This window comes from Streptomyces sp. BE303, from assembly GCF_036290945.1.
Lineage (GTDB): Bacteria > Actinomycetota > Actinomycetes > Streptomycetales > Streptomycetaceae > Kitasatospora.
This window is the reverse complement of sequence record NZ_JAQYWZ010000750.1, coordinates 1-23,918: the sequence shown is the minus strand read 5'-3', so window position 1 is coordinate 23,918 and position 23,918 is coordinate 1. Positions and strand designations below refer to the sequence as shown.

Here is a 23,918-nt window from a genome sequence, read left to right as displayed (position 1 = left end):
CTTTAACCGCGCGAACATTTGAAAGCCTAACCAGTCGGGAAGATCGACTGGATTCGCCTGCTTTCGTTGCCTGAGCGGTTCTGGACTGATAGTGCGCATGGCTTGACGACCCCTGCCCGTTGGTGGGAGGGGTCCGATCGAGGCGCCCGGCCGGCCCTGCCGCCGACCGGGCGCTCGCGACCCACCGGTGATACGGCCGGAGCCGCTACAGCCGCTGCCAGAGGGCCGGAACGTTCGGCGGCTCCCAGCCCGGGAAGGCTGTGTGCCCCTGGAGGCAGCGGTAGGAGACGCCGGCATAGGTGACGCGGTCGCCCGCGTTGTAGGAGGTGCCCACGGTCCACGTCGTGGTCCCGCCCGTGGGGGTCGACGTCGGGGTCGAGGTCGGGGTCTGGGTGGGCGTCTGGGTGGGGGTCTGGGTCGGGTTGGGCGTCTGCGGCACGTTGAGGACGAAGTCGTACGTGCCCTCCTTCGCCGACCCGACCTGGCGGACGTTCATCAGCAGCCGCGCGTCGTAGATGGTGTCGGTGCTGTTGCGCGGCTCGTTCGGGAAGTAGAGCTGGGTGGTGAGCACCGGCCGGCCGGGCGCCTGGAGCTTGACGTGGATGTGCCGGGTGCGGCCCGGGTAGAGGCCGGGCACGATCGTGGTCAGGCTGAACGCGCCCTTGGCGTCGGTGAACTGGTGGCCGCGGAAGTTGAAGCCGACGTTGTCGTAGGCGCCGTTGACGTCGGCCTGCCAGAAGTCCAGCAGTACACCGGAGATCGGCAGGCACGCGCGGCCGAAGACGAAGCCGCTGACGGTGAGCCGGGTGCCCGGCGTGCTGCTGGTGATCAGCGAGCTGCGCAGCGGGGAGTTGGGCTTGAAGTACGGGCCTTCGGTCTGCTCGATGGTGGGAGCGTCGCCGTCGTGGCAGGCCGGGGTGAAATCGGGGGTCTCGCCGGTGCCGACCCGGTCACGGGCCAGTGCGACGCCACCGCCGACCAGCAGCGGTGCGGTGCCGAGCACGGCGGCGGCCCTCAGGACGGTCTTGCGGCTGATCCGGCGGTCGATCGGACCGTCCGTCCCGGTGGTGGGCTCTTCGGACGCGGGCATGCGCCGACTCCTTCGGTGTGAGTGTGGGGGATCGTTCGTGCCAGGGGTAGGGGGACGGTGCAGGGACCCGCACCGGAGCCCGTGGGGGGCGGTCTGGGGGCGGCCCTTGCCATGGTGGGGGCATGACAAGGACCCGGCCGGCGACCGACCCGCTCGCGCCGGGCGGGCCGCCGGTGGCCAGCAGTTAAACTACGGGCCGTCCGGAGCCGCCGCGATGGACCTGATCCGGGGATCGTGGTGATTTCCTCCGACCCGGGTACGGAACTCCCCCGGCGTCATCCCGGTCTCCCGGCGGAAGAACCGGCAGAAGTACGCCGGATCACCGAACCCGGCCTCCCTGGAGACCTGGCGGACCGTCAGTTCGGTGCAGGCCAGCAGGCGTTTCGCCTCCAGGGTCTGCTGCTGGCGGATCAGCCGGCCCGGCGTCCGACCGGTCGCCTGTTTGACCATGGCCTGCAGGTGGCTCACCGAGACGCCCAGCTCGTGGGCGCAGGAGGCGACCGAACGCTGCACCCCGCCCGAGGTCGCGACCAGCCGGGTGAAGGCGGCGGCCAGATCGCCGGTGCGACCGGGGGACGCCCCCGGCCCGGCCGGCGAACAGGCCCGCAGCGCACGGACGATGAGAATGTGCAGACTGGCCCGCAGGACCCCCGGGTAGCCGGTCGGCCGGGCCCGGAACTCCTCCTCCATGTCGGCCAGCAGCGCGGCGATCGGGCCGGCCTGCTCGCCCAGCCGCACGGCCGGACGGGCCGCCAGGGTGCGCAGCGCGGCGAGGTCCTGGGGGTGGGCGAGCAGGAAGTCCTCGTTGAAGAGGACCACCTGCCCGGTGAGGTCGTCCGCGTCCGCCCAGTAGTGCACCTGGCCGGGCGCGATCACGCACAACTGCGGTGGTTGCAGCGATCGGTGGGCCAGGTCGAGGACGTGGGCGCCGCGTCCGCCGGTGACGTACACGATCTCGTAGAAGGAGTGCCGGTGGGGGAAGCCCGCGCGGGAGAGCGGGCCGATGGTGTCGAAACTGCCGATCGCGAAGGGGAGCAGATGCGGCAACGGGACCTGTAAGCGGTGCAGCGGCAGGTCCAGGTGGGGGGTGGTCCGTCGCTCGTCCATCGTCGCAGTGTGCGGCCGGTCCGGCATACCGGTCCAGACCACTTCCGGCTGCGGAGGCCCGTCGGACGCACGGGCGCGGCCACGGCCGGGTGGTTCGGACACGGTGGTGTCGCGACGGGCCGGGCGCTACGGGCCGGATTCTGCGGCCGGGCGCCACCGCAGGGTTCCACGGCCGGGTCCTACGGCAGGGCGCCGCGGGCCGGGCGGCACGGCCGGACGGAGTGCTCCCCGCCCGGGTGTGCCCGGGTCAGATCGGCGGCCACGGGATGGACGGCCAGTCGTCGGACGGCAGCGGGTGGGCCCCGGTGACGCGCAGCGCCGCCACCCGCGCCCGGGTGGCGTCCAGTTCGGCGACGGTCAGGTGCGGCGCCAGCCGCGCCCCCAGCGCGCCGTCCAACTCCTCGGCCAGTCCGGCCAGCACCTCCGCGGACTCGGCGGGCAACGGCTGCCCGGCCCAGCCCCAGAGCAGGGTGCGCAGCTTGCCCTCGGTGTTGAAGGTGACGCCGTGGTCGATGCCGTAGATCCGGCCGTCGGCGGCCGGGATCAGGTGGCCGCCCTTGCGGTCCGCGTTGTTGAGCACGGCGTCCAGCACCGCGAGCCGCCGCAGCCGCTCGTCGTCGGGGTGCACCAGCAGGGCGGTGCGCCCGCCGCCCACCTCGGCCCGGACGATCGGCAACCAGCCCGCCTCCGCGCCGCGCGGGTCCTGGAGTGCGAGCAGCGGCTCGGCGTCCGGGTCCGGCTCCACCCAGAGCTGCACCATGCCCGGCCCGTGGGGGCCCTCGCGCAGCACGGTCGGCGGGATCAGCGCCCAACCGGTGGCGGCCGACACCTCGTACGCGGCGATCTCGCGGCCGGCCAGGGTGCCGTCCGGGAAGTCCCACAGCGGACGTTCGCCGGCCACCGGCTTGTAGACCGCCTGGGCGGTGCGGTCGTCCAGCGCGACGGTGCAGTAGAGCGCGGCGTTGGAGGCGTCGGTGAGCCGCCCGTGGACGGTCAGCGTGCCCTCGCGGAGCAGGCGCAGCGCGGTGGACGGGTCGGCGGCGAGCGCGGCGGCCGCCGCCGGGTCGGCCCGGGGCGCCTCGACGGTGTCGGCGCCCGTGTCGCCGTCGGTGGCCGTGTCACTACCGGTGGCCGTGTCGCCGTCGGTGGCCGTTCCGGGCCCGGGGGCGTCCGGCGCGGCGGTCGCGGGCCCGGCGGCGTCGGGGCCCTCGGCCCGGGGCGGGGTCCCGGTGTTCAGCGCCGGTAGCCGTTCGCGCGCGGGCACAGGTGGCCCTCCGGGTCGAGCGGCAGGTTGCAGAACGGGCAGGGCTTGCGACCGGCCGCCACCAGGTCCAGCGCCCGCTTGGCGAACACCCGGGCCATCGCGCCGGAGAGCCGCACCCGGAGCATGTCCGGGCCGTTCTCGTCGTCCTCGAAGACGGCGGCGCCCTCCTCCTCCTCGTCCTCGACCAGGGCCTGCGCCTCGACCACCAGGCAGCTGTCCACGGTGTCCCACGCCAGCGCCATCGTGCCGACCCGGAACTCCTGCTCCAGCGGCAGGTCCAGCGGCGCGGTGTCGAGCAGGTCCTGCGGGGCGGTCGGCGGGATGGACGCCGATCCGCCGCTGCGGCGCAGCGCCTCGTCGAGGACCTCCTCGATCCGCTCGGCGAGCGCGGTCACCTGGGTCTTCTCCAGCAGCACGCTGGTGATCCGCCCCCGGGCGCTCGCCTGGAGGTAGAACGCCCGGGCGCCGGGCTGGCCGACGGTGCCGGCCACGAACCGTTCGGGCTGGTCGTAGAAGTAGACCTGACGGGGCACGCTCTCGCTCCGGATCGTCTCGATCGTCGTAGGGATCGTTCGGGGATATGGGGGTCGGCCGGGGTCCGGGGGACTCATGGTCACCCTACGACCTCCCGGGCCGCGCCGGGGAGCCGAGCCCCGGGCGGGGAGGCCCGCGAACAGGGCACCGCGGGCGGAGGTTCGCCGCGACGGGCTGTCCGGCGCGGCCCCGGGCCGTGCGGTGGTGCTCAGGCCGTCCCGGTGGAGCCGCCGACCACGGCGTCCCCGCTCGACGCCGGGTCGCCGTCGGGCGCCCCCGGACCTCCCGGCCGGCCCGGGCCGGCCGGCCTCGGGGCCAGCGAGGTGAGGTCGCCGGAGTCACCCATCCTCAGCACGAAGGGGCGCCGCGCGGTGTAGCGGATCGCGGTCACCGAACAGGGGTCGACGTTGATCCGCTGGAAGTGGTCGAGGTGCAGACCGAGCGCGTCGGCCACCACCGCCTTGATCACGTCGCCGTGCGAGCAGGCGATCCAGACCGCGTCCTCGCCGTGCTCGGCCGCGACCTTCTCGTTCCACTCGCGGACCGCGCCGACCGTCCGGTGGCTCAGTTCGCGCAGCGACTCCCCGCCGGGGAACGCCGCCGCCGCCGCGTGGTCCTGGACGGTGCGCCAGAGCGGCTCCTTCGCCAGCTCCGCGAGCGGCCGGCCGGTCCAGTCGCCGTAGTGGCACTCGCCGAGCCGCTCGTCGAGGGCGGGCTCGCCCGGTGCGGAACCGCCCCTCTCGGGACCGGCCAGCTCGGGCCGGACCGCGAGCAGCGGCTCCAGGGTCTGCCGGCACCGCTCCAGGGGGCTGCTGACCGCCTGGACCAGCGGGATCCCGGCGAGTCGGCCGGCCAGCGCGGCCGCCTGCTCGCGCCCGGTGTCGTCGAGGTCCACCCCCGGGGTCCAACCGGCCAGGATTCCGGCGGTGTTCGCGGTGGAGCGGCCGTGGCGGACGAGCAGCAGGGTCGGCATGGGGCCCACCCTACGGCTTCCCGGCTCCCCGCGGGGTCGAAAGGATCTTGCCGGGCCGGGCTGAGGATCGCGCCGGGCCCGGCCGACGGCCCGCACCGCCGGTCGCGGCAGGTACCCCCCGGGGCGCCCCAGGGGCGACAATGACCCGCATGATCGTCCACTGCGCCATCTACCGGGACGGCCGCCCGGTCGCGACGCCCGCGGACCCCGCCGGCTCCCTCGCCGCCGCGCGGGCGGCAGGCCGGGGCGGCTTCGTCTGGATAGGCCTGTTCGAACCCACCACCGAGGAACTCGACGAGGTCAGCACCGAGTTCGGTCTGCACCCGCTGTCGGTCGAGGACGCGGTCAGCGCCCACCAGCGCCCCAAGGTGGAGGTCTACCAGGGATCGCTCTTCGTGGCCCTCAAGACGCTCGGCTACCACCCCGACGGCCACGCCGTCACCAGTGGCGAGGTGATGCTCTTCGTCGGCGAGGACTTCGTGATGACGGTCCGCCACGGTGCCGACACCCCGCTCGGCGAGCTGCGCCACGAGCTGGAGGAGCAGCCCGAGCTGCTCAGGTACGGCCCGAGCGCCGTGCTGCACTCGGTCTGCGACCGGGTGGTGGACGGGTACGTGGACGTGGCCGTCGGGCTCCAGGCGGACCTCGACGAGCTGGAGGCCGACGTGTTCGCCCCCGGCCGGGTCGGCCGCGACATCGCGAGCCGGATCTACGGATACAAGCGGCAGCTGGTGACCGTCCGCCGGGCCACCGGGCCGCTGCTCGACCCGATGCTGCGGCTGGAGCGCGGCGGCGTCCCGTTCGTCCGCCCCGAGGCGCTGCCCTACCTGCGGGACGTCGCCGACCACCTGGCCCGGGCCAACGACCAGGTGGAGGGCATGGACCGGCTGCTCTCCGACATCCTCGCCGCCAACCTGGCGCAGGTGAGCGTGCAGCAGAACAACGACATGCGGAAGATCTCCGCCTGGGCGGCGCTGGCCGCCGTGCCGACGATGATCGCCGGCGTGTACGGCATGAACTTCGACGACATGCCCGAGCTCCGCCAGCCCTGGGGGTACCCGGCCGCGGTCGGGGTGATGGTGACGGTCTGCCTGGTGCTGCACCGGGTGTTCAAGCGGCACGGCTGGCTGTGAGACGGGCCGGGGCGGGGGCCTCGCGCCACCTCCCCGGCTCCGGCCCCTCCACCCCGGTCCCCGGTCCCTGCTCCGGTCCCGCTCCGGCCCCGGCCTCGCGGGTCCGCCCCGGGCCCGCCCCGGCCCCGCGGGTCCGCCCCGGGCCCGCTCCGGCCCCGCGGGTCAGGCCAGCCCGGCGCGCTCCAGCGCCTCGACACCGGTGCGCAGCGCCCGGAGCCGCTCGTCCAGGGTGAAGCCGGACGGCGCCAGGGTCAGCGTGGTGACGCCCGCGTCCGCGTAGGCCTGCATCCGGTCGGCGATCCGCGCGGTGTCGCCGACCAGCGAGGTGGCGTCGATCAGGTCGTGCGGGACGGCCGCCGCGGCACCGGCGTAGTCCTTGGCCAGGTAGCGCTCCTGGATCTCGTCGGCGGCCTGCTCGTAGCCCATGCGGCGCGTGAGCTGGTTGTAGAAGTTCTTCTCCTTGCTGCCCATTCCGCCGATGTAGAGCGCGGCGTAGGAGCGCTGGGAGTCGACGCCCGCCTTGATGTCCTCGCCGACCGCGATGGTGACGGTCGGGCAGAGGTCGAAGCCCTCCAGCTCCCTGCCCGCCTTGGCCCGGCCGGCCTTCAGCGGGTCGAGCGAGAGCGCGGCGTGCTCGGGGGCGAAGAAGATGCCCAGCCAGCCGTCGGCGATCTCGCCGGTCTGTTCGAGGTTCTTCGGGCCGATCGCGGCGATGTACAGCGGGATGTGCTCTCGCACCGGGTGCACGGTGAGCTTGATCGGCTTGCCGGGCCCGCCGGGCAACGGCAGCGTCCAGTGCTCGCCCTCGTGGACCAGCCGCTCGCGGGACATCGCCTTGCGGATGATCTCGACGTACTCGCGCGTGCGGGCCAGCGGCTTGTCGAACTTCACGCCGTACCAGCCCTCGGAGACCTGGGGGCCCGAGACGCCGAGGCCCAGCCGGAACCGGCCGCCGGAGAGGGTGTCCAGGGTCGCCGCGGTCATCGCGGTCATCGCCGGGGTGCGGGCCGGGATCTGGAAGATGGCCGAGCCGACGTCGATCCGCTCGGTCCTGGCCGCGACGAACGACAGCACGGTGGCCGCGTCCGACCCGTAGGCCTCGGCCGCCCAGCAGACCGAGTAACCGAGCCGGTCGGCCTCCTGCGCGACGGCGACGTTGTCGGCGTCCATGCCGAGTCCCCAGTAGCCGAGGTTGATACCGAGTCGCATGGCACTGCCTTCCAGTCAGGTGTTCCGTGAGGGTAACCGGGCGTCCGGCGGCCATGCTACTGGCCGGTAGCGGTGACCCGGGTCACATTCGGGCCGCGCCCCGGACGACCGGGCGGGCGGTGATCGTTCTGCGGGTCTGCACACCTGCCCGGGCACCGGCCGCTACGCTCAGCCGACGTGGGGGCGCCATGCCCCACCTGCGCGTTTGCCCCCCCCGATCTCCCCAGATCTCCCCCCGACGTCCGCCCGATGTCCCCTCGATATCGGCCAGTGAGAGGGCCCGTCCGATGGAAAAGCGTCACCTCGGCCGCACCGGGCTGCAGGTCTCCCGGCTCGGCCTCGGCACCATGACCTGGGGCCGCGACACCGACGAGCAGACGGCCGCCGAGCAGCTCAAGGAGTTCGTGGACGCCGGCGGCAACCTGGTCGACACCGCCGACGTCTACGCCGACGGCGACGCCGAGTACCTGCTCTCCCGGCTCACCGACAGCCTGATCCCCCGCTCCGACCTGGTCATCGCCACCAAGGCGGGCAGCGTCCCCGCCTCCGGCCGCCGTTTCGACGGCTCCCGCGGCCACCTGCTCGCCGCCCTCGACGCCTCGCTGCGCCGGCTCGGCACCGACTACGTCGACCTCTGGCAGGTGCACGCCTTCGACCCGGCCACGCCGGTCGAGGAGACCCTCAGCGCCCTGGACATCGCCGTCGCCTCCGGGCGCGCCCGGTACGTCGGGGTCTGCGACTACAGCGGCTGGCAGCTCGCCAGGGCGGCCACCTGGCAGAACGCCCACCACGGCCGGGTCCCGCTGGCCGGCGCGCAGCTGGAGTACTCGCTGCTCCAGCGCGGGATCGAGCGGGAGGCGGTGCCCGCCGCGAAGGACGGCGGGGTCGGGCTGCTCGCCTCCTCCCCGCTCGGGCGCGGCGTGCTCACCGGGAAGTACCGGCACGGCGTCCCGCAGGACTCGCGCGGCGCCTCGCCGTACCTCACCGGGTTCGTGCAGCCGTACCTCGGGGAGCGGTCCCGACGGATCGTGGACGCCGTCGCCACCGCCGCCGACGGGCTCGGCAGCAGCCCGCTGGCGGTGGCACTGGCGTGGGTCCGGGACCGGCCCGGGGTGGCGAGCGCGCTGGTCGGCGCGCGGACGGTGGCGCAGTTGCAGGCGTCGTTGTCGGTGGAGGCACTTACGCTTCCGAGTGAGATCCGCGGTGCGCTCGACGACATCTCGGCGCCGGTCCACCGCTACCCCGACCAGGGGTGGAGCGAGCTGTAGGACGGCCCGCCCCCGCCCCGCGACCCGACGGACCGGACCCGACCCCGTAACGAACGACGTGATGTAGTGCCTGTGGCCGTCCGTACCGCCCGCGGCGTCCGTACGGTCCGTTTCGTACGGTCCGTTTCGTACGAAACGGACCGTACGGCCCGCCGGCGTGTGCCGACCCTGTAGTACCGAACCGACCGATCGTCGGCCCGGCCGCCCCGCGCGGCGCGCGGCCGGCCCGAACCTGCCGACCGCCCGCACGACGGGGCGGCCGGTGCCCAGCAGTGGAGTTGAGCTTTTGTGGAGCGAACGATGAGTGACACGGAGAACGGCGCTCCGGAGGAGACTTCGGCGACCCCGGGCACCGGCGGCTCCGCCGCCGTCCCCGCACCCTCTCCCGACCCCTCGTCCACGCCCGCACCTGCGTCCGCACCTGCGCCCGCGTCCGTCCCTGCGCCCGCGTCCGACGACGAGGCCGGCAAGGCCGACAAGGCGGCGGCCGTGGCGGCGCTGGCCGAGGCGGTCCGGGCCGTCGGGCGGCCCGGCGGGGGCGACCGCGGCGGCAGCAGGGACGGTGGCGGGGCGGCCGGCACCACATCGGCGGCCGGGTCCCCCGCCGCTCACCGGGCTTCCGCCACCGAGGCTCCGACCGATCGGCCCGCGCCCGGGAGCGCCGCGACCGCAGCCGCCGGGCCCGTCACCGACGAGCAGCGGGACCAGGCGCTGCGGGACACGGCCGAGGTGCTCGCCGCAGGCGGCGCCCCTGCCGACCTGGCACCGGCCGCCGTGGCCGCGTTCGGCGACGGCGCCGCCGAGCAGCTGCGCAGGGACCCGTGGGCGGTACTGACCCTGCCCGCCGTCCGGCCCGAGCACGCGGACGGCTTCGCCCGCGGCCTGCTCGGCCCCGAAGCCGGTCCCGGCGACCCGCGCCGCGCCCAGGCGCTGGTCGGCTGGCTGCTGGAGCAGGCGGCCCTGCGCGGCCACTCGGCCCTGGAGATCGGCGAGGTCACGGCCGGACTTGACCGCCTCGGCGTGCCGGACTCCGCCGCCGCCGTCCAGGCCGCCGTACTCGACGGCCGGGCGATGCCCTTCCAGGAGGAACTCACCGGCGCCGAGGCCCACACCACCGGCGCCGACGACGAGGAGGACGAGCCGCCGACCCGCACGCTGCTCACGCTGGAGCGGCTGGCGCTGGCGGAGGAGAGCCTGGCGGACGGGCTGGTCCGGCTGATGTCGACCTTCGTTCCGGGGGAGGACCCGGCGGACGAGGACACCCGCGAGGACACGGGCGGGGACACCGGCGAGGACACGGGCGGGGACGCCGGCGGGGAGCAGGCCGCCGCCGAGCCTTCCGAGGGATCGTCGGAGGAGCCGTCCGGCGACTCGTCGAACGACTCGTCCGACGGCGAGGACGACGGGGCCCTGGCCGACGAGGAGGGCCCGGCCGCCGCAGAGGCCGCCGCGGGGACCGCCGACACCGGGCAGTCCCCCGAGGAGTTCCCCGAGCCGCCCCTCGCACCCGGTCCGACCGCCTGGGAGGAGGCCGCCGCCGCAGCCCCGTCCTCCTCCGCGAACGCCCTGATCCGGGCCACCGCCGAGAGCGCCCTCGTCCTGCACACCGGCGGCGAGGCCGCCCGCGCCGAACCCGCCGCCCTGCTGACCGCCGCCACCGGCCTCGGTCTGCGCGCCTGGGCCGCCACCTGGACCGACCAGGGCCGGACCGCCTTCGCCGCGCTCACCGGGGCACCCCGCACCGCGCCCGTCGTCACCCTGGCCGAACTCCTGGCCGGCGTGGCCGGACCGGGGCGCTCCCCGGACGGCTCGCTCGCGCTCGACGTCCTGATCGTCCTGGACGCCCCGCTGCTGGACGTCGAACTGGCCGCCACCCTGCTGGAGTCGCTGGCCGACGGCACCCGGCTGGTGCTCAGCGGCGACCCGGGCCAGCTCTGGTCGGCGGGCCCCGGCCGGTTCTTCGCCGACCTGCTCACCGCCAAGGTCTGCCCGGCGGTGGCCTCCCGGACGCCGGACTTCGGCCCGATCGGCGAGCTGGTCTCCGGCATCGGCATCGGCGAGCTCCAGCCGGTCGACGCGCCCGACAAGGAGGTGGTCATCCTGACCGCCAAGGACGGCGGCGAGGCCGTCCACCGGGCCATCCAGCTGCTCACCGACTCCATCCCGCGCGCCCTCGGCATCCCGGCCGAGCAGGTGGTGCTGCTCACCCCCGGCCACGGCGGCACCGCCGGCACCCGGGCCCTGAACGCCGCGGCCAAGGCCAGGCTCAACCCGGGCCCGGGCCGGTTCGGCGGCTTCGACCCGGGCGACCGGGTGGCCGACTCGCCCGCCCCCGGCCACACCCGCCTGGCCCGGGTGGTCGACGGTGACGCCACCGGCCTGCACCTGGAGTACACGGACGGCGCCCGCCGGACGGTCCCGCCGGCCGAGGCCGCCCGGCTCCGGCACGGCTGGGCCTTGACCGTCCACCAGGCGGTCGGCCGCCGCTGGCCGGGTGCCGTGGTCGTCCTGCCCGACGACGCGGCCGCGGCGCTCACCCGCCAGTGGGTCTACACCGCCTTCGGCCGCGGCGAACGCCACCTCTCGGTGGTCCACGCCGCCGGCCCGGCGCTCCCCCAGGCGGTCACCGAGCGCCCGGCGTCGCCCCGCACCACCCGGCTCCGCGCCGTCCTGGCCGAGAACGCCGCCCAGGCGTACTGACCCGGCCCCCGCCGGCCGCACCCACGGGCCGCACCACGGGAGGGCTCCTCGTTCACGAGGGGCCCTCCCGTCGCGTTCCGTCACCCTCACCGTTCGCCCGCCGGCGGACCGGCCACCGGTCCGGCCGGGACGGGGGCGGCGCACGCCGGCCGTCCGCCGCGGGGTCCATGAGCACAAGTCATCATTCCGGTAGAAATCAAGCCTTGGACGCATGGCACCAGCTCGGCGGAGGGTGGAGGCAGTTCGCCAGCCCGCCCCCCGGCGAACCCGGACCGACCGAGGAGTGCTGCCCATGGATCTTCAGCTCACCGACAAGGTGGTCGTCGTCACCGGCGCCTCCGCCGGGATCGGCGAGGCCACCGTGCGGCTGCTCGCCGCCGAGGGCGCGGTCGTGGTCGGCGTCGCCCGCTCGCCGGAGGGCGTCCCGGCACTCGGCGAGCGGGTGGAGGCCGTGGCCGCCGACGTGACCGACCCCGGCGCCGCCGACCGCGTCGTCGGGCAGGTGCTGGCCCGGCACGGGCGGCTGGACGCCCTGGTGAACAACGCCGGCGGCCTGGACGCCCGGCCCGGCTTCCTGGAGGTCACCGACGAGCAGTGGCGCGCCACCTTCGACCTCAACTTCCACTCCGCGGTCCGGATGAGCCGCGCCGCCGTACCCGCGCTGCTGCGCGGGGGCGGCTCGCTGGTGCACCTCGCCAGCGAGGCCGCCCGGCTGCCCGACAGCCCGCTGGTGGACTACGCGGCTGCCAAGACCGCCCTGCTCTCGCTCTCCAAGTCACTCGCCGTGGAGTTCGGCCCGCGCGGCGTCCGCTCCAACGTGGTCTCCCCCGGCCCGACCCGGACCCGGCTCTGGGACGCGCCCGGCGGCTTCGCCGAGCAGCTCGCCGAGGGCTTCGGGCTGCCCGTCGAGGCGGCCGTCGACCACTTCGTCCGCGAGGTCCGGCGCCTGCCGAGCGCCCGGCTGGGCACGCCCGAGGACGTCGCCCGGGTGGTCGCCTACCTGGTCTCGCCGCTCGCCCGGCAGGTCACCGGCGCCGAGTGGGCCGTCGACGGCGGCGCGCTGCGGCAGCTCTGACCGGCCGGGGGCACCTTCACGGCGCCCGCCGTTCGCCGTTCGCCGTCCTACGAGAGGAATGTCCGAAACCATGCGCTCGCCGAAGCGTCTCCGCACCGCCGCCCTCGCCGCCGCCGGTCTGTTCGCCGCCGTCGTCGCACTCGGCACCACCACTGCCACCGCCCAGGGTTCCGCGGACGCCCGCGGCTCCGGTGCCGGCGCGGCCTCCGCCCGGGCCTGGCGCCTGGTGGACCGCTCGCCGGAGCTCGTCCGGCCGCGCGCCCTGACCGTCGACGGGTCGCTCGGCAAGCGCCGGGCCGCCCAGGAGATCCGGCTCGCGCAGCAGCTCTACACCTTCTGGAACACCGGGGAACAGCGCCACCTGGACGCCGCCGTCGACCGGGGATTTTGGGACAACACCCTCCCGGACGGCCGCCCGCAGGGCCCGGCGGGCCCCGCCTTCGCCTCCCGCGCCTTCCGCGCGGCGGTACCGGACCTCACCTGCGAGCTAGCCGACCTACTGATCACCGGCGACATGATCACCGCCCGCCTGGTCTTCCGCGGCCACTTCACCGGAGTCCTCGACGGCGTGGCCGGGCGCGGGCAGCGGGTCGAGTTCAACGCGATCGACATCCAGCACGTCGGGACCGACCGGATCACCGAGGACTGGCACATCGAGGACAACCGGACGCTGCTCGCCCAACTCGGCGCCGCCGCCCGCTGAGCGTCCGTACGGACGGTCCGGCGCGCGTCACTCGGCGCCCGTCACTCGCGCACGGGGTCGGTACCGGGGAGGCTCTCTCGGTCCACCCCCGACCCGCCCGCCCCGCCCGCGACCCGCCCGCCCCGCCCGCGACCCGCCCGCCCCGCCCGCGCCCCGGTGTTCGGGCCGACGGGCGGGGGGCGGGTGCGGGGCGGGCGAGGACCGGACGCGCGGGTCAGTCGTCGAGGTCCTCGTCGTCGTAGACCTCGCTGACGTCGAAGCGGCAGATCAGCAGCTGCGGATCCGCGTGCTCGAAGGGTTCCGGCAGCCACTCCCCCGGCTCGGTCGGCTCGGCCGCGGCCACCCAGAGCGTCGAGTCGGCCTCCTCCAGCCCGAACTCCTCGCTGCGGGCGGCGATCTCGTCCGGCTCGAACTCGCCGAACAGCACGCCGATCGCGGCGTTCACCCCACCACTGTCCGCGCCTCCGCCGGGGGTCAGCGAATCGTCCAGCCGCTCCGCCTGGGCGCGCAGCCGCTTCGGGTCGACGATGTGGTAGTCGCGGCGGATCAGCACGCTGATCGCCTCGGGCTGCTCGGGGCCGTGGTACCCGCCCGGGCCCTCGTCACCGGGGACCTCGAAGGGGGTGACCTCGTCGTAGACCTCGTACAGGATTTGGTCGTACGCGATCGCCGCCGTCGCCAGCTGCTCGTAGGCGGTGGACACAGCGGAGTCGTCCACTGCGGTCGGGGTCGACACCGCTTCCAGATGACGGTCGATGGCGGCCTTGACCGCCTCGGCGGCGGCGCGTACCTCGGCAATGGTGGGCTGCGCGGCATCAGACATGGTGCAGACGCTATCTCCCCTCGGTGCCGGTACGCACAGCGGTTGTCACCTACACCCGCGATTTCACCGCAACTTCCCCCGTGATGTCCGTTCCGCGTGCTTCTGTCCCCGCGGTCCGCCCGCCCCCCGGGGGCGCGGGACGGGCCTGCTGAGCCGTACGGGTGTCGCTTCACGAGCCGCGTTCGGGGTATGCCGACCACAGGCGCAACGGAACTGATGCACTGTCAGTCACAGGCCGGGGGCCGCCGGCCGACCCGGCGGGAGGACGGCGGGCATCCCGGCCGAAAATACCCGGGCCGGTTGTCGGAGGCAGGCCGTAGGCTTGCCCGCAGGTGTCCCACAGGAGGAGAATCTTGACCCCACCGCAGCCGGTCCGGCAGCCGGAGTACGAGTACCAGTCACTGCGCATGCCTCGCGGGACGTCCCGCAACGCGGCACGCCAACTACTCACCGATCACGCCGAGTACGGACACTGGGAACTGGACAGGCTTCGCCTGTTCCCGGACGGCAGCCGAACCGTGCTGCTGCGCCGGCGGATCATCCGGCAGGTCCGGAGCTGGTGACGGCTTCCACCTGTTGAGACGGCGTGTTGCCGTCTCCGACCGACCTCTTCACCGACTCCCCCGGGCTGCCCCTGGGCCGGTCTTCCGCTGTTCCGCGGCCGGCTCGCTCCGGCCGGTCCGCTCCGGCGTCGGCTCCCCGTCCGCCCTCTCGCCGGGGCCTCCTCCCGTGCCGGACCCCGGCCCCGCCCTCCCGCCGTCCTCCTGCCATGCCTCGCCGCGCGTCCGCGACCGTCCGAGGTTCGACGGTCGAGGACGCGCGGCGGCCCGGCCTGCCCGCGGCGTCTCAGCCGACGCGGGCGTCCCGCAGGTGCGCGGAGCTCGGACGGGGGCGTCGCACCGGTCGTGCGGCGGCGCGGCTACTCAGCGGGCACCGGCGCGGGCGCGACGGTAGAGGACGCCGCCGCCGATCAGCAGCGCGAGGCCTGCCGCGCCGAGCATCTCGGTGCCGCCGGCGCCGGTCGAGGCCAGCTGGCCGCCGTCGGTGGAGCCGACCGGGGCCGCGGACGGGCTGCCGGTGCGCGCGGAGGCGGGCACCGCCTGTCGGCTCGGGCTCGCGACGCCCGGGCCGGCGTTCGGGCTGCTGCTCGCGGACGGGGCGGACGGCGTCGGGCTGCCGTTCCGCGGCACGCCGGGGGTGGTCTCGCCGGCACTCGGGCTCGGGGTGGGCGGCGGGGGCGGCTGGCTGGTGACCGGCGGCGGCGGGTTGTGCGGGTTGTGGCCCTCCGGGCAGTCCTCCTCCGGGACGGCGGGCGGGGTGTGCACCGGGGCGGGCGCGTTGGCGCAGTCGTTGCCGAAGGCGGGGTTGGCGGCGCCCACCACGTCGACCGAGTTGCCGCAGGCGTTCACCGGGATGTGCACGGGGGCCTGGACGCTGTTGCCCGAGACCACACCGGGCGACCCGGCCGCGACTCCGGAGGCTCCGGACCCCGAGGCCGCGGTGCCCGAGGCCGCGGTGCCCGAACCGGCGTGCCCGCCGGCGCCCGAGCGTCCGGAGGCGTTGGCGCAGTTGTTGCCGTACGCCGGGTTCAGCACGCCGATCACGTCGACCGTGTTGCCACAGGCGTTGATCGGCACGTGGACCGGCACCTGCACCGAGTTGCCGGAGGCCACGCCCGGTGACCCCACCGCGTCCCCCTCCGCCCCGGCGCTCGCATAGGCGTAGCCGGCGGTCGAAGCCAGCACACTGCCGGTGGCCACGGCCGTGAGGAGCCCCTTCTTGGCTGCATTCCTCATATTTTCCCCTGACGTATCGAGACGACGTGATGACCTACCGAAAGTCGGAATTTCCGAATGAGCGGAGAGGTCTTCGGCTGCATGGGAGAGAACGAAGAAGTCCGCGCGGAGGTTGACCCGAACCAGCCCTATTCATCCGTTCGAGGGATGTCATGAGGGAGGTACGGGGCGGGCCCGAGCAGACAAGCGCCCCCGGCGCGGCGCAACCGCCACCGGGGGCCCGACTCAACGACTGGTATGGGCTCAGGCGTTGACGCAGTGGTTGCCGAACGCGGGGTTCAGCACGCCGATCACGCTGATGGTGTTGCCGCACAGGTTGACCGGGATGTGCACCGGGATCTGGATCTGGTTGCCCGACACGACGCCGGGGGAACCGGCGGCCACGCCCTGGGCACCGGCCCCGCCGTGCGCGGAGGCGACACCGGCGGCGGCGATCAGCAGGCCACCGGTGGCGGCGGTAACGGCGGCAATCTTCTTGACCTTCATCATTCCTCCTGTAAAAACACCCGGACATCGGTTCCGGGCCGTCACAGAAGTGAACGACGGTGCGGCCGAACGGGGTACGGAACAGGCGTCCCATTCACTCGCAGTGGTGATACGACGAACAGGTAATCGACTTACGGCGGCCGACGCGACCCTCCGTGCGGCACGGGCCCGCCCACCCCTGCCACGACAAACGGCCCGCCCCCGGAGATCCGGGGGCGGGCCGGTCGCCCGACCGGAGCCGCCCGCCGGGGCGACCGGCGGTCCGGCGGCTCCGCGAACCGCCTCAGCAGGCGTCGATGAACCGGTCCAGCACCCGCACACCGAACTTCAGCCCGTCCACCGGCACCCGCTCGTCCACGCCGTGGAACATGCCGGCGAAGTCCAGCTCCGGCGGCAGTTGCAGCGGGGCGAACCCGAAGCAACGGATCCCGAGGTCCTGGAACGACTTGGCGTCCGTGCCGCCGGAGAGGCAGTACGGCACGGCCCGGGCGATCGGGTCCTCGGCGCGCAGCGCGGTCTGCATCGCCTCGACCAGGGCGCCGTCGAAGCTGGTCTCGATCGCCTTGTCGGAGTGCAGGCTCTCGCGCTTCACACGCGGACCCAGCACGCTGTCCAGCTCGGCCAGGAACTCCTCCTCGTAGCCGGGCAGGAACCGCCCGTCCACGTGCGCGGTGGCCTGCCCGGGGATCACGTTCACCTTGTAGCCGGCGCCGAGCATGGTGGGCTGGGCGGTGTTGCGCAGCGTGGTGCCGATCATCTTGGCGATGCCGCCGAGCACCCGGAGCGTCTCGTCCATGTTCTCCGGGTCGAGCTCGACGCCGAGCGCGTCCGACAGCTCGTCCAGGAAGGCCCGGACGGTCTTGGTGATCCGCAGCGGGAACTGGTGGCGCCCCAGCCGGGCCACCGCCTCGCACAGCTCGGTGATCGCGTTGTCGTCGTTCTCCATCGACCCGTGCCCGGCCCGGCCGTCGACCGTGAGCCGCATCCAGTGCATGCCCTTCTCGGCCGTCTCCACCAGGTAGAGCCGGGCCTTGTCGTTGACCGTGAAGGAGAAGCCGCCGACCTCACCGATCGCCTCGGTCACGCCCTCGAACAGCGCCGGGTGCTTGTCGACCAGGTACCGGGCGCCGTACGTGCCGCCCGCCTCCTCGTCGGCGAGGAAGGCCAGCACCAGGTCACGCGGGGGCTTGCGGCCGGTGCGCAGCCGGTCCCGGACGACCGCCAGGGTCATCGCGTCCATGTCCTTCATGTCCACCGCGCCGCGGCCCCAGACGCAGCCGTCCGCGATCTCCCCGGCGAACGGGTCGTAGGTCCAGTCCGCGGCGTTGGCCGGCACCACGTCCGTGTGCCCGTGGATCAGCAGACCGGGCCGCGACCGGTCCTCGCCCTCGATCCGGACGACGGTGGACGCCCGGCCCTTCGCCGACTCGAAGATCTGCGGTTCGAGACCGAACTCGGCGAGCTGCTCGGCCACGTACTCGGCGGCCTTGCGCTCCCCCGGACCGGAACCGTCGCCGTAGTTGCTGGTGTCGATCCGGATCAGATCACGGCAGATGTCGGCAACCTCGGACTCGCCCGTCACCTTCGCCGCCGACCGCCCCGCCGACTCGCTCCGCTCGCTCACGGTCACTCCTCGTCTCTGGCCCGCACCGGCGCCCCAGCGCGCCATTCCCCGGGACCTGCACCCGGGCCGTACGAGCACGTCCGCCCATCCTCTCCCAGCCCCCGACCCGGATCCACCCCCACGAAACACGCCGACACGCCCCCGCAACCCCCACTCCCCCACCCGGAGCCGTTTTGGGACCGCAAGCCGATCACTGCTACAGTTACATCTGTCAGCGCGGCCGACGAACAGAAGGAAGCCGCAAAGACAACACCCCGTCCGGGTGGCGGAATGGCAGACGCGCTAGCTTGAGGTGCTAGTGCCCTTTATCGGGCGTGGGGGTTCAAGTCCCCCCTCGGACACCATGTGCGGGCCAGGAGAAGTCCTGGCCCGCATTTTGCGTTGTGCACTGCGGGGGGGCCGTCGCTCTGCGCAGCGGCGGGCCCCGCGCAGAGCGAAGGGCGTTCCCCGCTCGCGGGCCACACCGACGGGCGTCGGCGGAGTCGTCCCACACGTCACCGGGCCCGGCGCGGACTTCCCTCCACATACGCGCAGCTCAGCGGCCCTGCGCGTGCGACGGGGGCTGCGGGGGCTCGGATAGCCTGGCGGGATGAGTGAGAATCTGCCGCCCTGCCCCAAGTGCTCCGGTGAATACACCTACGCGATGGACGCCCTGATCGTCTGCCCGGAGTGCGGGCACGAGTGGGCGGCGGCAGCCGAGGGAGGCGTCGGCGAGGCGGGGGCCTCCGGGGGCCGGGCCGTGCGGGACGCAGTCGGGAACGTGTTGAACGACGGGGACACCGTGACCGTGGTCAAGGCTCTCAAGGTGAAGGGGAGCTCCTCGGGGATCAAGGCGGGCACGAAGGTACGGAACATCCGACTGGTCGACGGAGTGGACGGGCATGACATCGACTGCCGGATCGAGGGGTTCGGCGCCATGCAGCTGAAGTCGAGCGTGGTGAAGAAGGCCTGACCTCGGCAGGGCCGGTCGTGGGGCGTCGTGCGCGGGCGGTGCCCGGGGTCAGCGGGCGGTCCAGACCGGGCAGGCGGCCTGGTGGCGGTGGGTGCGGATGACGGTGCCGCCGAGGGACCGGTGCTCGGTGGTCGCGATGGCGCAGCACGGCCGTGCGGACGCTGCCGGTACTGCCGGTGCGTGAGCGGAGGTGTGCCTGCGGGTGGGCGAGGACGCGGCGGCGTGCACGGAAGCGCGCGGAGCCGGGGCGCCGGGCTTGGGACCCGTGGAGATGCACGCGGAGGCGGGCGGCTGCTCCCGGCAGGCCATCGGTGCGGCGGCGGCCGCGGTGGTCGTACCGATGGTGCCGGAGCGGCGGGCCCCCTTCCGCGGGGTGGTGGCGCGGTGGACGGTGGGCCGACGGCCGCGTCGGCGGCGGGGTGAGGACGTGGTCATGGTGGCGAGGTTGCCCCGGCCGGAGCCGCCCAATCCGGCACCCACTCGAACGAGTGTGGGGCGGAGTTTCATTGACGCCGACCCGGACCGGGCGGAGAACTGCCTCCTCGTGAGGGACGTGTACTTCTCCGGGCCTGCCGCCGCCGGGCGGCCGGGCGGCAGGCTCAGGCCGCCGGCGCGGGGGTGCGGGCCGGGGTGCGGCGGTCGGTCAGGTTGCGGACCAGTTCGCCGGTGATGAAGGCCGTCACCGAGGCGACGATCAGCAGCGGCATCTCGTCCGTCGCGTTCGATCCCAGCAGCGCCGCCGCCAGCACGGTGCTGGTGAGGGGCAAGCGGGTCACCGCCGCGCCGGCGGCGGCCAGCCCGGCCGCCATGCCCGGAGCGACGCCGAAACCGGGCAGCGGACCGCACGCCACCCCGATGGTGGCGCCGATCAGGATCGCCGGGAAGATCGGGCCGCCGCGCAGGCTGCCCAGCGCGATGCCCCAACCGACCGTCTTGCAGAGCGCGAGCGCCAGCAGCGCGCCCTCCGACCAGGCCCCCGGGTTCGCGGCGAGGGCGCCGAGGGTCGCCTGTCCGGAGAGCGCGTCCTCCTCCGGTGAACGGCCGGTCATCAGCGCGTACGCGGCGATGACGACGCCGACCGCGACCGCGCAGAGCACCGTCCGGATCGCCGTCTGCCGGACCGTCGGCACGGAAGCGGGGCCGCCGGGGCCGTTCGGGTCACCGACGGTGAAGACCTTGACCCGGCGGCCGAGCAACTGGCCGGCCACGCAGACCACGGCGACGAGGACCGCGACCGGCACGCCCCAGAGGAAGTCGCCCGGGTCGGGCGTGCCGCTGGACGGCACCGAGGGCAGCGAGAGCGCGCCGATCGACAGCCCGGTCCAGTGGCCGAAGCCGGTGAACACCAGCGCACCGATCCCACTGGCCAGCAGGCAGGGCAGGATCAGCGCCACCAGCTGCGGACCCCCCAGCCCGGCCGCCTCGATCATCATCACGGCGGCGACCAGCGGACTGCCGAAGATGGTGGAGATCGCCGCCGTCGAACCGGCCGCGCCGAGCACGGGCGCCAGTCGGGGCTGGGCCGCGCGGCGCGCGGAGCTCACGGCGAGCAGGGCCAGTCCGCTGCCCATCGCCATCAGCGGCGCCTCCGGGCCGAGCAGCGCGCCGAGCGGCAGGCAGACGAGCGCCGCCAGGATGACGCCGGGCACGGCCTTCGGCAGGGTCGGGGCCCCTCCGAGCCCGTCCACCGGGACGTGCCCGCCGCGGCCGGGCATCCGGGTCACGATCGGGGCCACCAGCAGCCCGGCGATCAGCAGCAGGGGCAGCGGCCACCACCAGGGCGCGCGGTCGTGGCCGAGCGCCTCGGGCAGGCTCTCCCAGATCCAGTGCTGGAGTTCGTGCTCCAGGCTGACGAACCCGAAGGCCGCCAGCGACACCGGGACGCCGACCAGCGCCGCGATCAGAAGGAGGCCCAGGTATCCCCTGGTCAGCAGCAGACCGCGCAGGGTGGGGTCACCGCTCTGCTGGGGCATGCCGGCTCCTTCGCGCTCCCCGGCCGGTCCACCCCCGGCCGCGTCCTGCGACCGAGTCTCGCCCGCGACCCGGCGCCCTGCACGGCAGGCGGCGTCCGGAACACGGCGCGTCCCGCCGGGTTGCGCCGGGCGGGTGAGCGGGGAACGGGGCCGGGCGGGCGGCCGGGCGGGCGCGAAGGGCACGGGCGAGCGGGTGGGTGCCGGGGCGGACGGGGTCGGTCCTGCCGGACCGTCAGTCCTGCCGGACCCGGTGGGACTCCCCCAGCGCGCTCTCGATCCCCTGGACCATCCGCCAGAGCGGCATGCGGCGGCTGGCGACCAGCACCACGACGTCGTCGTCAGGCCCGGCCTCGTCCCGGCCGTCCGGGCCGCGGCCCGGGCCGACCTCCGGGTCCACCCTCGACCCCGTGCCCGCGCCGTCGGCCGGGGCCGCGCCACCGGGCCGGTCGCTCCACGTCTCGGTGACGAAGGCCATCGCCCGGTCCACCTCGGCCACCCAGTCGCTCTCGCCGCCCGAACGCAGCCAGGTGCGCAGCGCGTGGTTGTGCGCGGCGACCACGGCGGCGGCGATCACGTCGGCCCGCAGGGCCCCGTCCGGCCGGTCGGCGAAGCGGCCGCGCAGGTAGTGCGCGAGCGTGTGCTCGTAGCGCCAGACCACGGAGAGCTCGTAGGCCCGCAGGCCGGGCACCTTGCGGGTGAGCCGGTAGCGCTGGACGGAGAAGGACGGCTGCTCGGCGTACATCCGCAGGACCAGCCGGGCGGCGTCGCTGGCACGCCGGACGGGGTCCTCCTCGCCGGTGCCGGACTCCAGGAACTCCGTCATCTCGGCGAGGCTGCGCTCGTGGTCGGGGAAGACCACGTCCTCCTTGGCCGGGAAGTAGCGGAAGAACGAGCGCCGGCCGACCCCGGCGAGCGAGACGATGTCGTCGATCGTGGTCTGTTCGAATCCGCGCTCCAGGAAGAGCTCGAAGGCGGCGGCGACCAGCGCCTCGCGCATCGCGGGCTTGGGGGGCCCGTCGTTCATGGGCTGGTCCTGCGCTTCCTTCTCGCTCATTCCCGGAACATAGCATCGGCTTCGAACACCAGGACCAGCGCGCGCACGCCGCGTACAGCTCGTGCGACGTACGGCGCGCCGGTCCGGACGCCCGAAGGGTGACGGCGGGTTACGGCAGGTTCCGGGCCATGACGATGCGCTGGATCTGGTTGGTGCCCTCGTAGATCTGGGTGATCTTCGCGTCCCGCATCATCCGCTCCAACGGGTAGTCGCGCGTGTACCCGTACCCGCCGAGCAGCTGCACCGCGTCCGTCGTGATCTCCATCGCGGCGTCCGACGCGAAGCACTTCGCCGCCGCCCCGAAGAACGTCAGGTCGCCGTCCCCGCGCTGCGACTTCGCCGCCGCCGCGTACGTCAGCTGCCGCGCCGCCTCCAGCTTCATCGCCATGTCCGCCAGCATGAACTGCACGCCCTGGAAGTCACCGATCGGCTTCCCGAACTGCTTGCGCTCGCGCACGTACCCCTTCGCGTAGTCCAGCGCCCCCTGCGCGATCCCCAGCGCCTGCGCCGCGATCGTCACCCGGGTGTGGTCCAGCGTCCGCATCGCCGTCGCGAAGCCCGTGCCCTCCGCACCGATCATCCGGTCGGCCGGGATCCGCACGTTGTCGAAGTACACCTCGCGCGTGGGCGACCCCTTGATGCCCAGCTTCCGCTCCGGCGCACCGAACGACACGCCCGCGTCGCCCTTCTCCACCACGAACGCCGAGATGCCCTTCGACCGCGCCTCGGGGTCGGTCACGGCCATCACCGTGTAGAACTCGGACACCCCCGCGTTGGTGATCCAGCGCTTCACGCCGTTCAGCACCCAGAAGTCCCCGTCCCGCACCGCACGGGTCTTCATCCCCGCCGCGTCCGAACCCGCCTCCGGCTCCGACAGGCAGTACGAGAACATCCCCTCGCCGCGGGCCAGCGCCCCCAGGTACTTCGCCTTCAGCTCCGGCGACCCCGACAGCTGCACCGGCAGCGACCCCAGCTTGTTCACCGCCGGGATCAGCGACGACGAGGCGCACACCCGTGCCACCTCCTCGATCACGATCACCGTCGCCAGCGCGTCCGCCCCGGCACCGCCGAACTCCTCCGGCACGTGCACCGCGTGCAGGTCGTTGCTCTGCAGCGCGTCCAGCGCCTCCTGCGGGAACCGCCCCTGCTCGTCCACCTCCGCCGCGAACGGAGCGATCTTCGCCTCGGCCAGCGATCGCACCGCCTCACGAAGCATTCCGTGCTCCTCGGAGATCCGGAAGAGATCGAAGTCCTGGCTCATGAGCGGCCACTCCTGTTTCACGACGTTCACGACGGTACTCAGTACCCTTCATTATGCACGTGCGGAGCAGATAGGGAACTCAGTGCCTTCACAGAGCGGCACTGAGTTCCCTATCCTTTTCGGGGCGGAAGCCACCGAACCGTAAGCCGCCCGAGCGCAGGGAGATGACAACGTGGTCCACTCAGCCATCGACGCCGACATCGACATCGCCAACGCCCCGCTGTTGTTCCAGCGCTGCGCCTGGTGCAGCAACCCGACCTTCCAACGGCTGCTCTGCCCCACCTGCGGCTCCACCGACCTGCGCCTGGAGCGCAGCGAGGGCACCGGGGTCGTGCGGCGCTGCGCCGTCGAACAGGCCCGCACCCCGCTGGCCCGGCAGAAGTCGCTGATCCGGATGGCCGAGGGGTTCGACGTCTGGTGCATCGTCAACGGTCTGCGCTCCACCGTGCCGGTGGGCACGAGGGTCCGGCTGAGTGCGGCGGAGGGCTCGGAGCACCCGGCCCTGACGGTGTTGTCGCACGAGGAGCCCGAACGGCTCCCGTCGCCGGACCCGCGCCCGCTGCCACCGGTCCAGGGCGGGTTCACCCAGCACCTGGCGATGTTCGCGGAGTAGCGCAGGGGCCCTCGCCCGGTGCGAAGAAGCCCGGGCACGGGCCCGGCCGCGGGCGGCCTCGCAGGCCCCGGCCGCACCGAGTGCGCCGGAGGGGCCGGGGGCCCCGTACAGCTGGGGCGAGACCAGCATGCCGCTCGGTCCCACCGGGGTGCTGCCCCGAAGGGGCTGTGCCGTCGCCGCGGGGGCGCGCCCGGGACCGCCGGCACGCGCCCCTGCGCGTTGTCCGGGACTTCCCGCACGGCACGTGGTCCCCGGACCGGGGGAGCGGCGACGGGCCCGT

The 23,918-nt window shown here is 74.2% G+C and carries 22 protein-coding genes and 1 tRNA gene; 9 read left to right on the top strand and 14 right to left on the bottom strand.

Translation table 11 applies throughout. The features are described from left to right. Nucleotides 1-205 precede the first annotated feature (205 nt). From PUR56_RS22135 to PUR56_RS22115, 5 genes are all read right to left on the bottom strand, one after another. A complete protein-coding gene (locus PUR56_RS22135; protein ID WP_329877741.1) occupies nt 206-1,090 on the bottom strand; it encodes a dioxygenase family protein in 885 nt (294 codons plus the stop codon). Nucleotides 1,091-1,279: 189 nt separating this feature from the next. Further along, on the bottom strand, nt 1,280-2,197 hold the full coding sequence (locus PUR56_RS22130) for a helix-turn-helix domain-containing protein (RefSeq protein WP_329950184.1): 918 nt from the start codon (nt 2,195-2,197) through the stop codon (nt 1,280-1,282). 247 nt (nt 2,198-2,444) lie between these two features. After that, nucleotides 2,445-3,212: an SCO1664 family protein gene (locus tag PUR56_RS22125; RefSeq protein WP_380361038.1), complete on the bottom strand. Its 768-nt coding sequence runs from the start codon at nt 3,210-3,212 to the stop codon at nt 2,445-2,447. Between the two features lie 218 nt (nt 3,213-3,430). Then, on the bottom strand, nt 3,431-3,994 hold the full coding sequence (locus tag PUR56_RS22120; RefSeq protein WP_329877745.1) for a DUF3090 domain-containing protein: 564 nt from the start codon (nt 3,992-3,994) through the stop codon (nt 3,431-3,433). Nucleotides 3,995-4,203: 209 nt separating this feature from the next. Continuing rightward, on the bottom strand, nt 4,204-4,968 hold the full coding sequence (locus PUR56_RS22115) for a histidine phosphatase family protein (RefSeq protein WP_329950183.1): 765 nt from the start codon (nt 4,966-4,968) through the stop codon (nt 4,204-4,206). A gap of 140 nt (nt 4,969-5,108) precedes the next feature. Between PUR56_RS22115 and PUR56_RS22110 the strand changes: the two genes are divergently transcribed. Next, entirely contained in the window at nt 5,109-6,101 is a 993-nt protein-coding gene (locus tag PUR56_RS22110) for a magnesium and cobalt transport protein CorA (protein ID WP_329877749.1), read from the top strand. A 162-nt stretch (nt 6,102-6,263) separates the two neighbouring features. Here the strand turns inward: PUR56_RS22110 and PUR56_RS22105 are convergent, their stop codons facing one another. Continuing rightward, the gene (locus PUR56_RS22105) at nt 6,264-7,310 is read right to left on the bottom strand and encodes an LLM class F420-dependent oxidoreductase (RefSeq protein ID WP_329950182.1); all 1,047 of its coding nucleotides are present in this window, start codon (nt 7,308-7,310) and stop codon (nt 6,264-6,266) included. A 287-nt stretch (nt 7,311-7,597) separates the two neighbouring features. Here PUR56_RS22105 and PUR56_RS22100 point away from each other — a divergent pair, with 287 nt between their 5' ends. The 4 genes from PUR56_RS22100 to PUR56_RS22085 all read left to right on the top strand — a co-directional run bounded on the left by PUR56_RS22100 (nt 7,598) and on the right by PUR56_RS22085 (nt 13,056). Further along, complete coding sequence (locus tag PUR56_RS22100; RefSeq protein WP_329950181.1) at nt 7,598-8,578, top strand: aldo/keto reductase; 981 nt, start codon at nt 7,598-7,600, stop codon at nt 8,576-8,578. A gap of 300 nt (nt 8,579-8,878) precedes the next feature. Continuing rightward, nucleotides 8,879-11,278: an ATP-binding domain-containing protein gene (locus PUR56_RS22095; RefSeq protein ID WP_329950180.1), complete on the top strand. Its 2,400-nt coding sequence runs from the start codon at nt 8,879-8,881 to the stop codon at nt 11,276-11,278. Nucleotides 11,279-11,570: 292 nt separating this feature from the next. Then, nucleotides 11,571-12,353 (top strand): SDR family NAD(P)-dependent oxidoreductase, encoded by a 783-nt coding sequence (locus PUR56_RS22090; RefSeq protein ID WP_329877757.1) that lies wholly within the window; start codon nt 11,571-11,573, stop codon nt 12,351-12,353. Between the two features lie 70 nt (nt 12,354-12,423). Then, nucleotides 12,424-13,056, top strand: coding sequence for an ester cyclase (locus PUR56_RS22085; RefSeq protein WP_329950179.1), 633 nt, complete (start codon nt 12,424-12,426; stop codon nt 13,054-13,056). Between the two features lie 214 nt (nt 13,057-13,270). Here PUR56_RS22085 and PUR56_RS22080 read toward each other — a convergent pair whose 3' ends face one another. Beyond that, the gene (locus tag PUR56_RS22080; protein ID WP_329877761.1) at nt 13,271-13,879 is read right to left on the bottom strand and encodes a hypothetical protein; all 609 of its coding nucleotides are present in this window, start codon (nt 13,877-13,879) and stop codon (nt 13,271-13,273) included. A 353-nt stretch (nt 13,880-14,232) separates the two neighbouring features. Here PUR56_RS22080 and PUR56_RS22075 point away from each other — a divergent pair, with 353 nt between their 5' ends. After that, nucleotides 14,233-14,442, top strand: a complete 210-nt coding sequence (locus PUR56_RS22075) for a DUF5703 family protein (protein WP_329877763.1) — start codon at nt 14,233-14,235, stop codon at nt 14,440-14,442. Nucleotides 14,443-14,802: 360 nt separating this feature from the next. Here the strand turns inward: PUR56_RS22075 and PUR56_RS22070 are convergent, their stop codons facing one another. The 3 genes from PUR56_RS22070 to PUR56_RS22060 all read right to left on the bottom strand — a co-directional run bounded on the left by PUR56_RS22070 (nt 14,803) and on the right by PUR56_RS22060 (nt 17,830). Then, on the bottom strand, nt 14,803-15,675 hold the full coding sequence (locus PUR56_RS22070) for a chaplin (RefSeq protein ID WP_329877765.1): 873 nt from the start codon (nt 15,673-15,675) through the stop codon (nt 14,803-14,805). A gap of 243 nt (nt 15,676-15,918) precedes the next feature. Beyond that, the gene (locus PUR56_RS22065; RefSeq protein WP_380362713.1) at nt 15,919-16,161 is read right to left on the bottom strand and encodes a chaplin; all 243 of its coding nucleotides are present in this window, start codon (nt 16,159-16,161) and stop codon (nt 15,919-15,921) included. A gap of 283 nt (nt 16,162-16,444) precedes the next feature. Further along, the gene (locus tag PUR56_RS22060) at nt 16,445-17,830 is read right to left on the bottom strand and encodes a M20/M25/M40 family metallo-hydrolase (RefSeq protein WP_380362698.1); all 1,386 of its coding nucleotides are present in this window, start codon (nt 17,828-17,830) and stop codon (nt 16,445-16,447) included. 211 nt (nt 17,831-18,041) lie between these two features. On the opposite strand from PUR56_RS22060, the gene PUR56_RS22055 reads away from it, so the two are divergent. Together PUR56_RS22055 and PUR56_RS22050 are read left to right on the top strand one after the other, a co-directional pair. After that, a tRNA-Leu gene (locus PUR56_RS22055) sits at nt 18,042-18,129 on the top strand. 245 nt (nt 18,130-18,374) lie between these two features. Beyond that, nucleotides 18,375-18,737 (top strand): zinc ribbon domain-containing protein YjdM, encoded by a 363-nt coding sequence (locus PUR56_RS22050; protein ID WP_329950178.1) that lies wholly within the window; start codon nt 18,375-18,377, stop codon nt 18,735-18,737. Nucleotides 18,738-18,785: 48 nt separating this feature from the next. Here PUR56_RS22050 and PUR56_RS22045 read toward each other — a convergent pair whose 3' ends face one another. The 4 genes from PUR56_RS22045 to PUR56_RS22030 all read right to left on the bottom strand — a co-directional run bounded on the left by PUR56_RS22045 (nt 18,786) and on the right by PUR56_RS22030 (nt 23,025). After that, nucleotides 18,786-19,217, bottom strand: a complete 432-nt coding sequence (locus PUR56_RS22045) for a hypothetical protein (protein ID WP_329950177.1) — start codon at nt 19,215-19,217, stop codon at nt 18,786-18,788. Nucleotides 19,218-19,336: 119 nt separating this feature from the next. Then, nucleotides 19,337-20,710, bottom strand: a complete 1,374-nt coding sequence (locus PUR56_RS22040; RefSeq protein ID WP_329950176.1) for a chloride channel protein — start codon at nt 20,708-20,710, stop codon at nt 19,337-19,339. Nucleotides 20,711-20,942: 232 nt separating this feature from the next. Then, on the bottom strand, nt 20,943-21,707 hold the full coding sequence (locus PUR56_RS22035) for a TetR family transcriptional regulator (RefSeq protein ID WP_329950190.1): 765 nt from the start codon (nt 21,705-21,707) through the stop codon (nt 20,943-20,945). Nucleotides 21,708-21,873: 166 nt separating this feature from the next. After that, complete coding sequence (locus PUR56_RS22030; protein WP_329877786.1) at nt 21,874-23,025, bottom strand: acyl-CoA dehydrogenase family protein; 1,152 nt, start codon at nt 23,023-23,025, stop codon at nt 21,874-21,876. Nucleotides 23,026-23,197: 172 nt separating this feature from the next. Here PUR56_RS22030 and PUR56_RS22025 point away from each other — a divergent pair, with 172 nt between their 5' ends. Further along, a complete protein-coding gene (locus PUR56_RS22025) occupies nt 23,198-23,638 on the top strand; it encodes a hypothetical protein (RefSeq protein ID WP_329950175.1) in 441 nt (146 codons plus the stop codon). The last annotated feature ends 280 nt before the right edge of the window (nt 23,639-23,918 follow it).

What these genes read in the sequence shown, in the direction of transcription:
- PUR56_RS22070 (WP_329877765.1), bottom strand. Translation starts at nt 15,675, where the DNA reads ATGAGGAATGCAGCCAAGAAGGGGCTCCTCACGGCCGTGGCCACCGGC.
- PUR56_RS22095 (WP_329950180.1), top strand. Translation starts at nt 8,879, where the DNA reads ATGAGTGACACGGAGAACGGCGCTCCGGAGGAGACTTCGGCGACCCCG.
- PUR56_RS22090 (WP_329877757.1), top strand. Translation starts at nt 11,571, where the DNA reads ATGGATCTTCAGCTCACCGACAAGGTGGTCGTCGTCACCGGCGCCTCC.
- PUR56_RS22115 (WP_329950183.1), bottom strand. Translation starts at nt 4,968, where the DNA reads ATGCCGACCCTGCTGCTCGTCCGCCACGGCCGCTCCACCGCGAACACC.
- PUR56_RS22105 (WP_329950182.1), bottom strand. Translation starts at nt 7,310, where the DNA reads ATGCGACTCGGTATCAACCTCGGCTACTGGGGACTCGGCATGGACGCC.
- PUR56_RS22100 (WP_329950181.1), top strand. Translation starts at nt 7,598, where the DNA reads ATGGAAAAGCGTCACCTCGGCCGCACCGGGCTGCAGGTCTCCCGGCTC.
- PUR56_RS22060 (WP_380362698.1), bottom strand. Translation starts at nt 17,830, where the DNA reads ATGGCGCGCTGGGGCGCCGGTGCGGGCCAGAGACGAGGAGTGACCGTG.
- PUR56_RS22030 (WP_329877786.1), bottom strand. Translation starts at nt 23,025, where the DNA reads ATGAGCCAGGACTTCGATCTCTTCCGGATCTCCGAGGAGCACGGAATG.
- PUR56_RS22050 (WP_329950178.1), top strand. Translation starts at nt 18,375, where the DNA reads ATGAGTGAGAATCTGCCGCCCTGCCCCAAGTGCTCCGGTGAATACACC.
- PUR56_RS22080 (WP_329877761.1), bottom strand. Translation starts at nt 13,879, where the DNA reads ATGTCTGATGCCGCGCAGCCCACCATTGCCGAGGTACGCGCCGCCGCC.
- PUR56_RS22085 (WP_329950179.1), top strand. Translation starts at nt 12,424, where the DNA reads ATGCGCTCGCCGAAGCGTCTCCGCACCGCCGCCCTCGCCGCCGCCGGT.
- PUR56_RS22135 (WP_329877741.1), bottom strand. Translation starts at nt 1,090, where the DNA reads ATGCCCGCGTCCGAAGAGCCCACCACCGGGACGGACGGTCCGATCGAC.
- PUR56_RS22110 (WP_329877749.1), top strand. Translation starts at nt 5,109, where the DNA reads ATGACCCGCATGATCGTCCACTGCGCCATCTACCGGGACGGCCGCCCG.
- PUR56_RS22130 (WP_329950184.1), bottom strand. Translation starts at nt 2,197, where the DNA reads ATGGACGAGCGACGGACCACCCCCCACCTGGACCTGCCGCTGCACCGC.
- PUR56_RS22065 (WP_380362713.1), bottom strand. Translation starts at nt 16,161, where the DNA reads ATGAAGGTCAAGAAGATTGCCGCCGTTACCGCCGCCACCGGTGGCCTG.
- PUR56_RS22035 (WP_329950190.1), bottom strand. Translation starts at nt 21,707, where the DNA reads ATGCGCGAGGCGCTGGTCGCCGCCGCCTTCGAGCTCTTCCTGGAGCGC.
- PUR56_RS22040 (WP_329950176.1), bottom strand. Translation starts at nt 20,710, where the DNA reads ATGCCCCAGCAGAGCGGTGACCCCACCCTGCGCGGTCTGCTGCTGACC.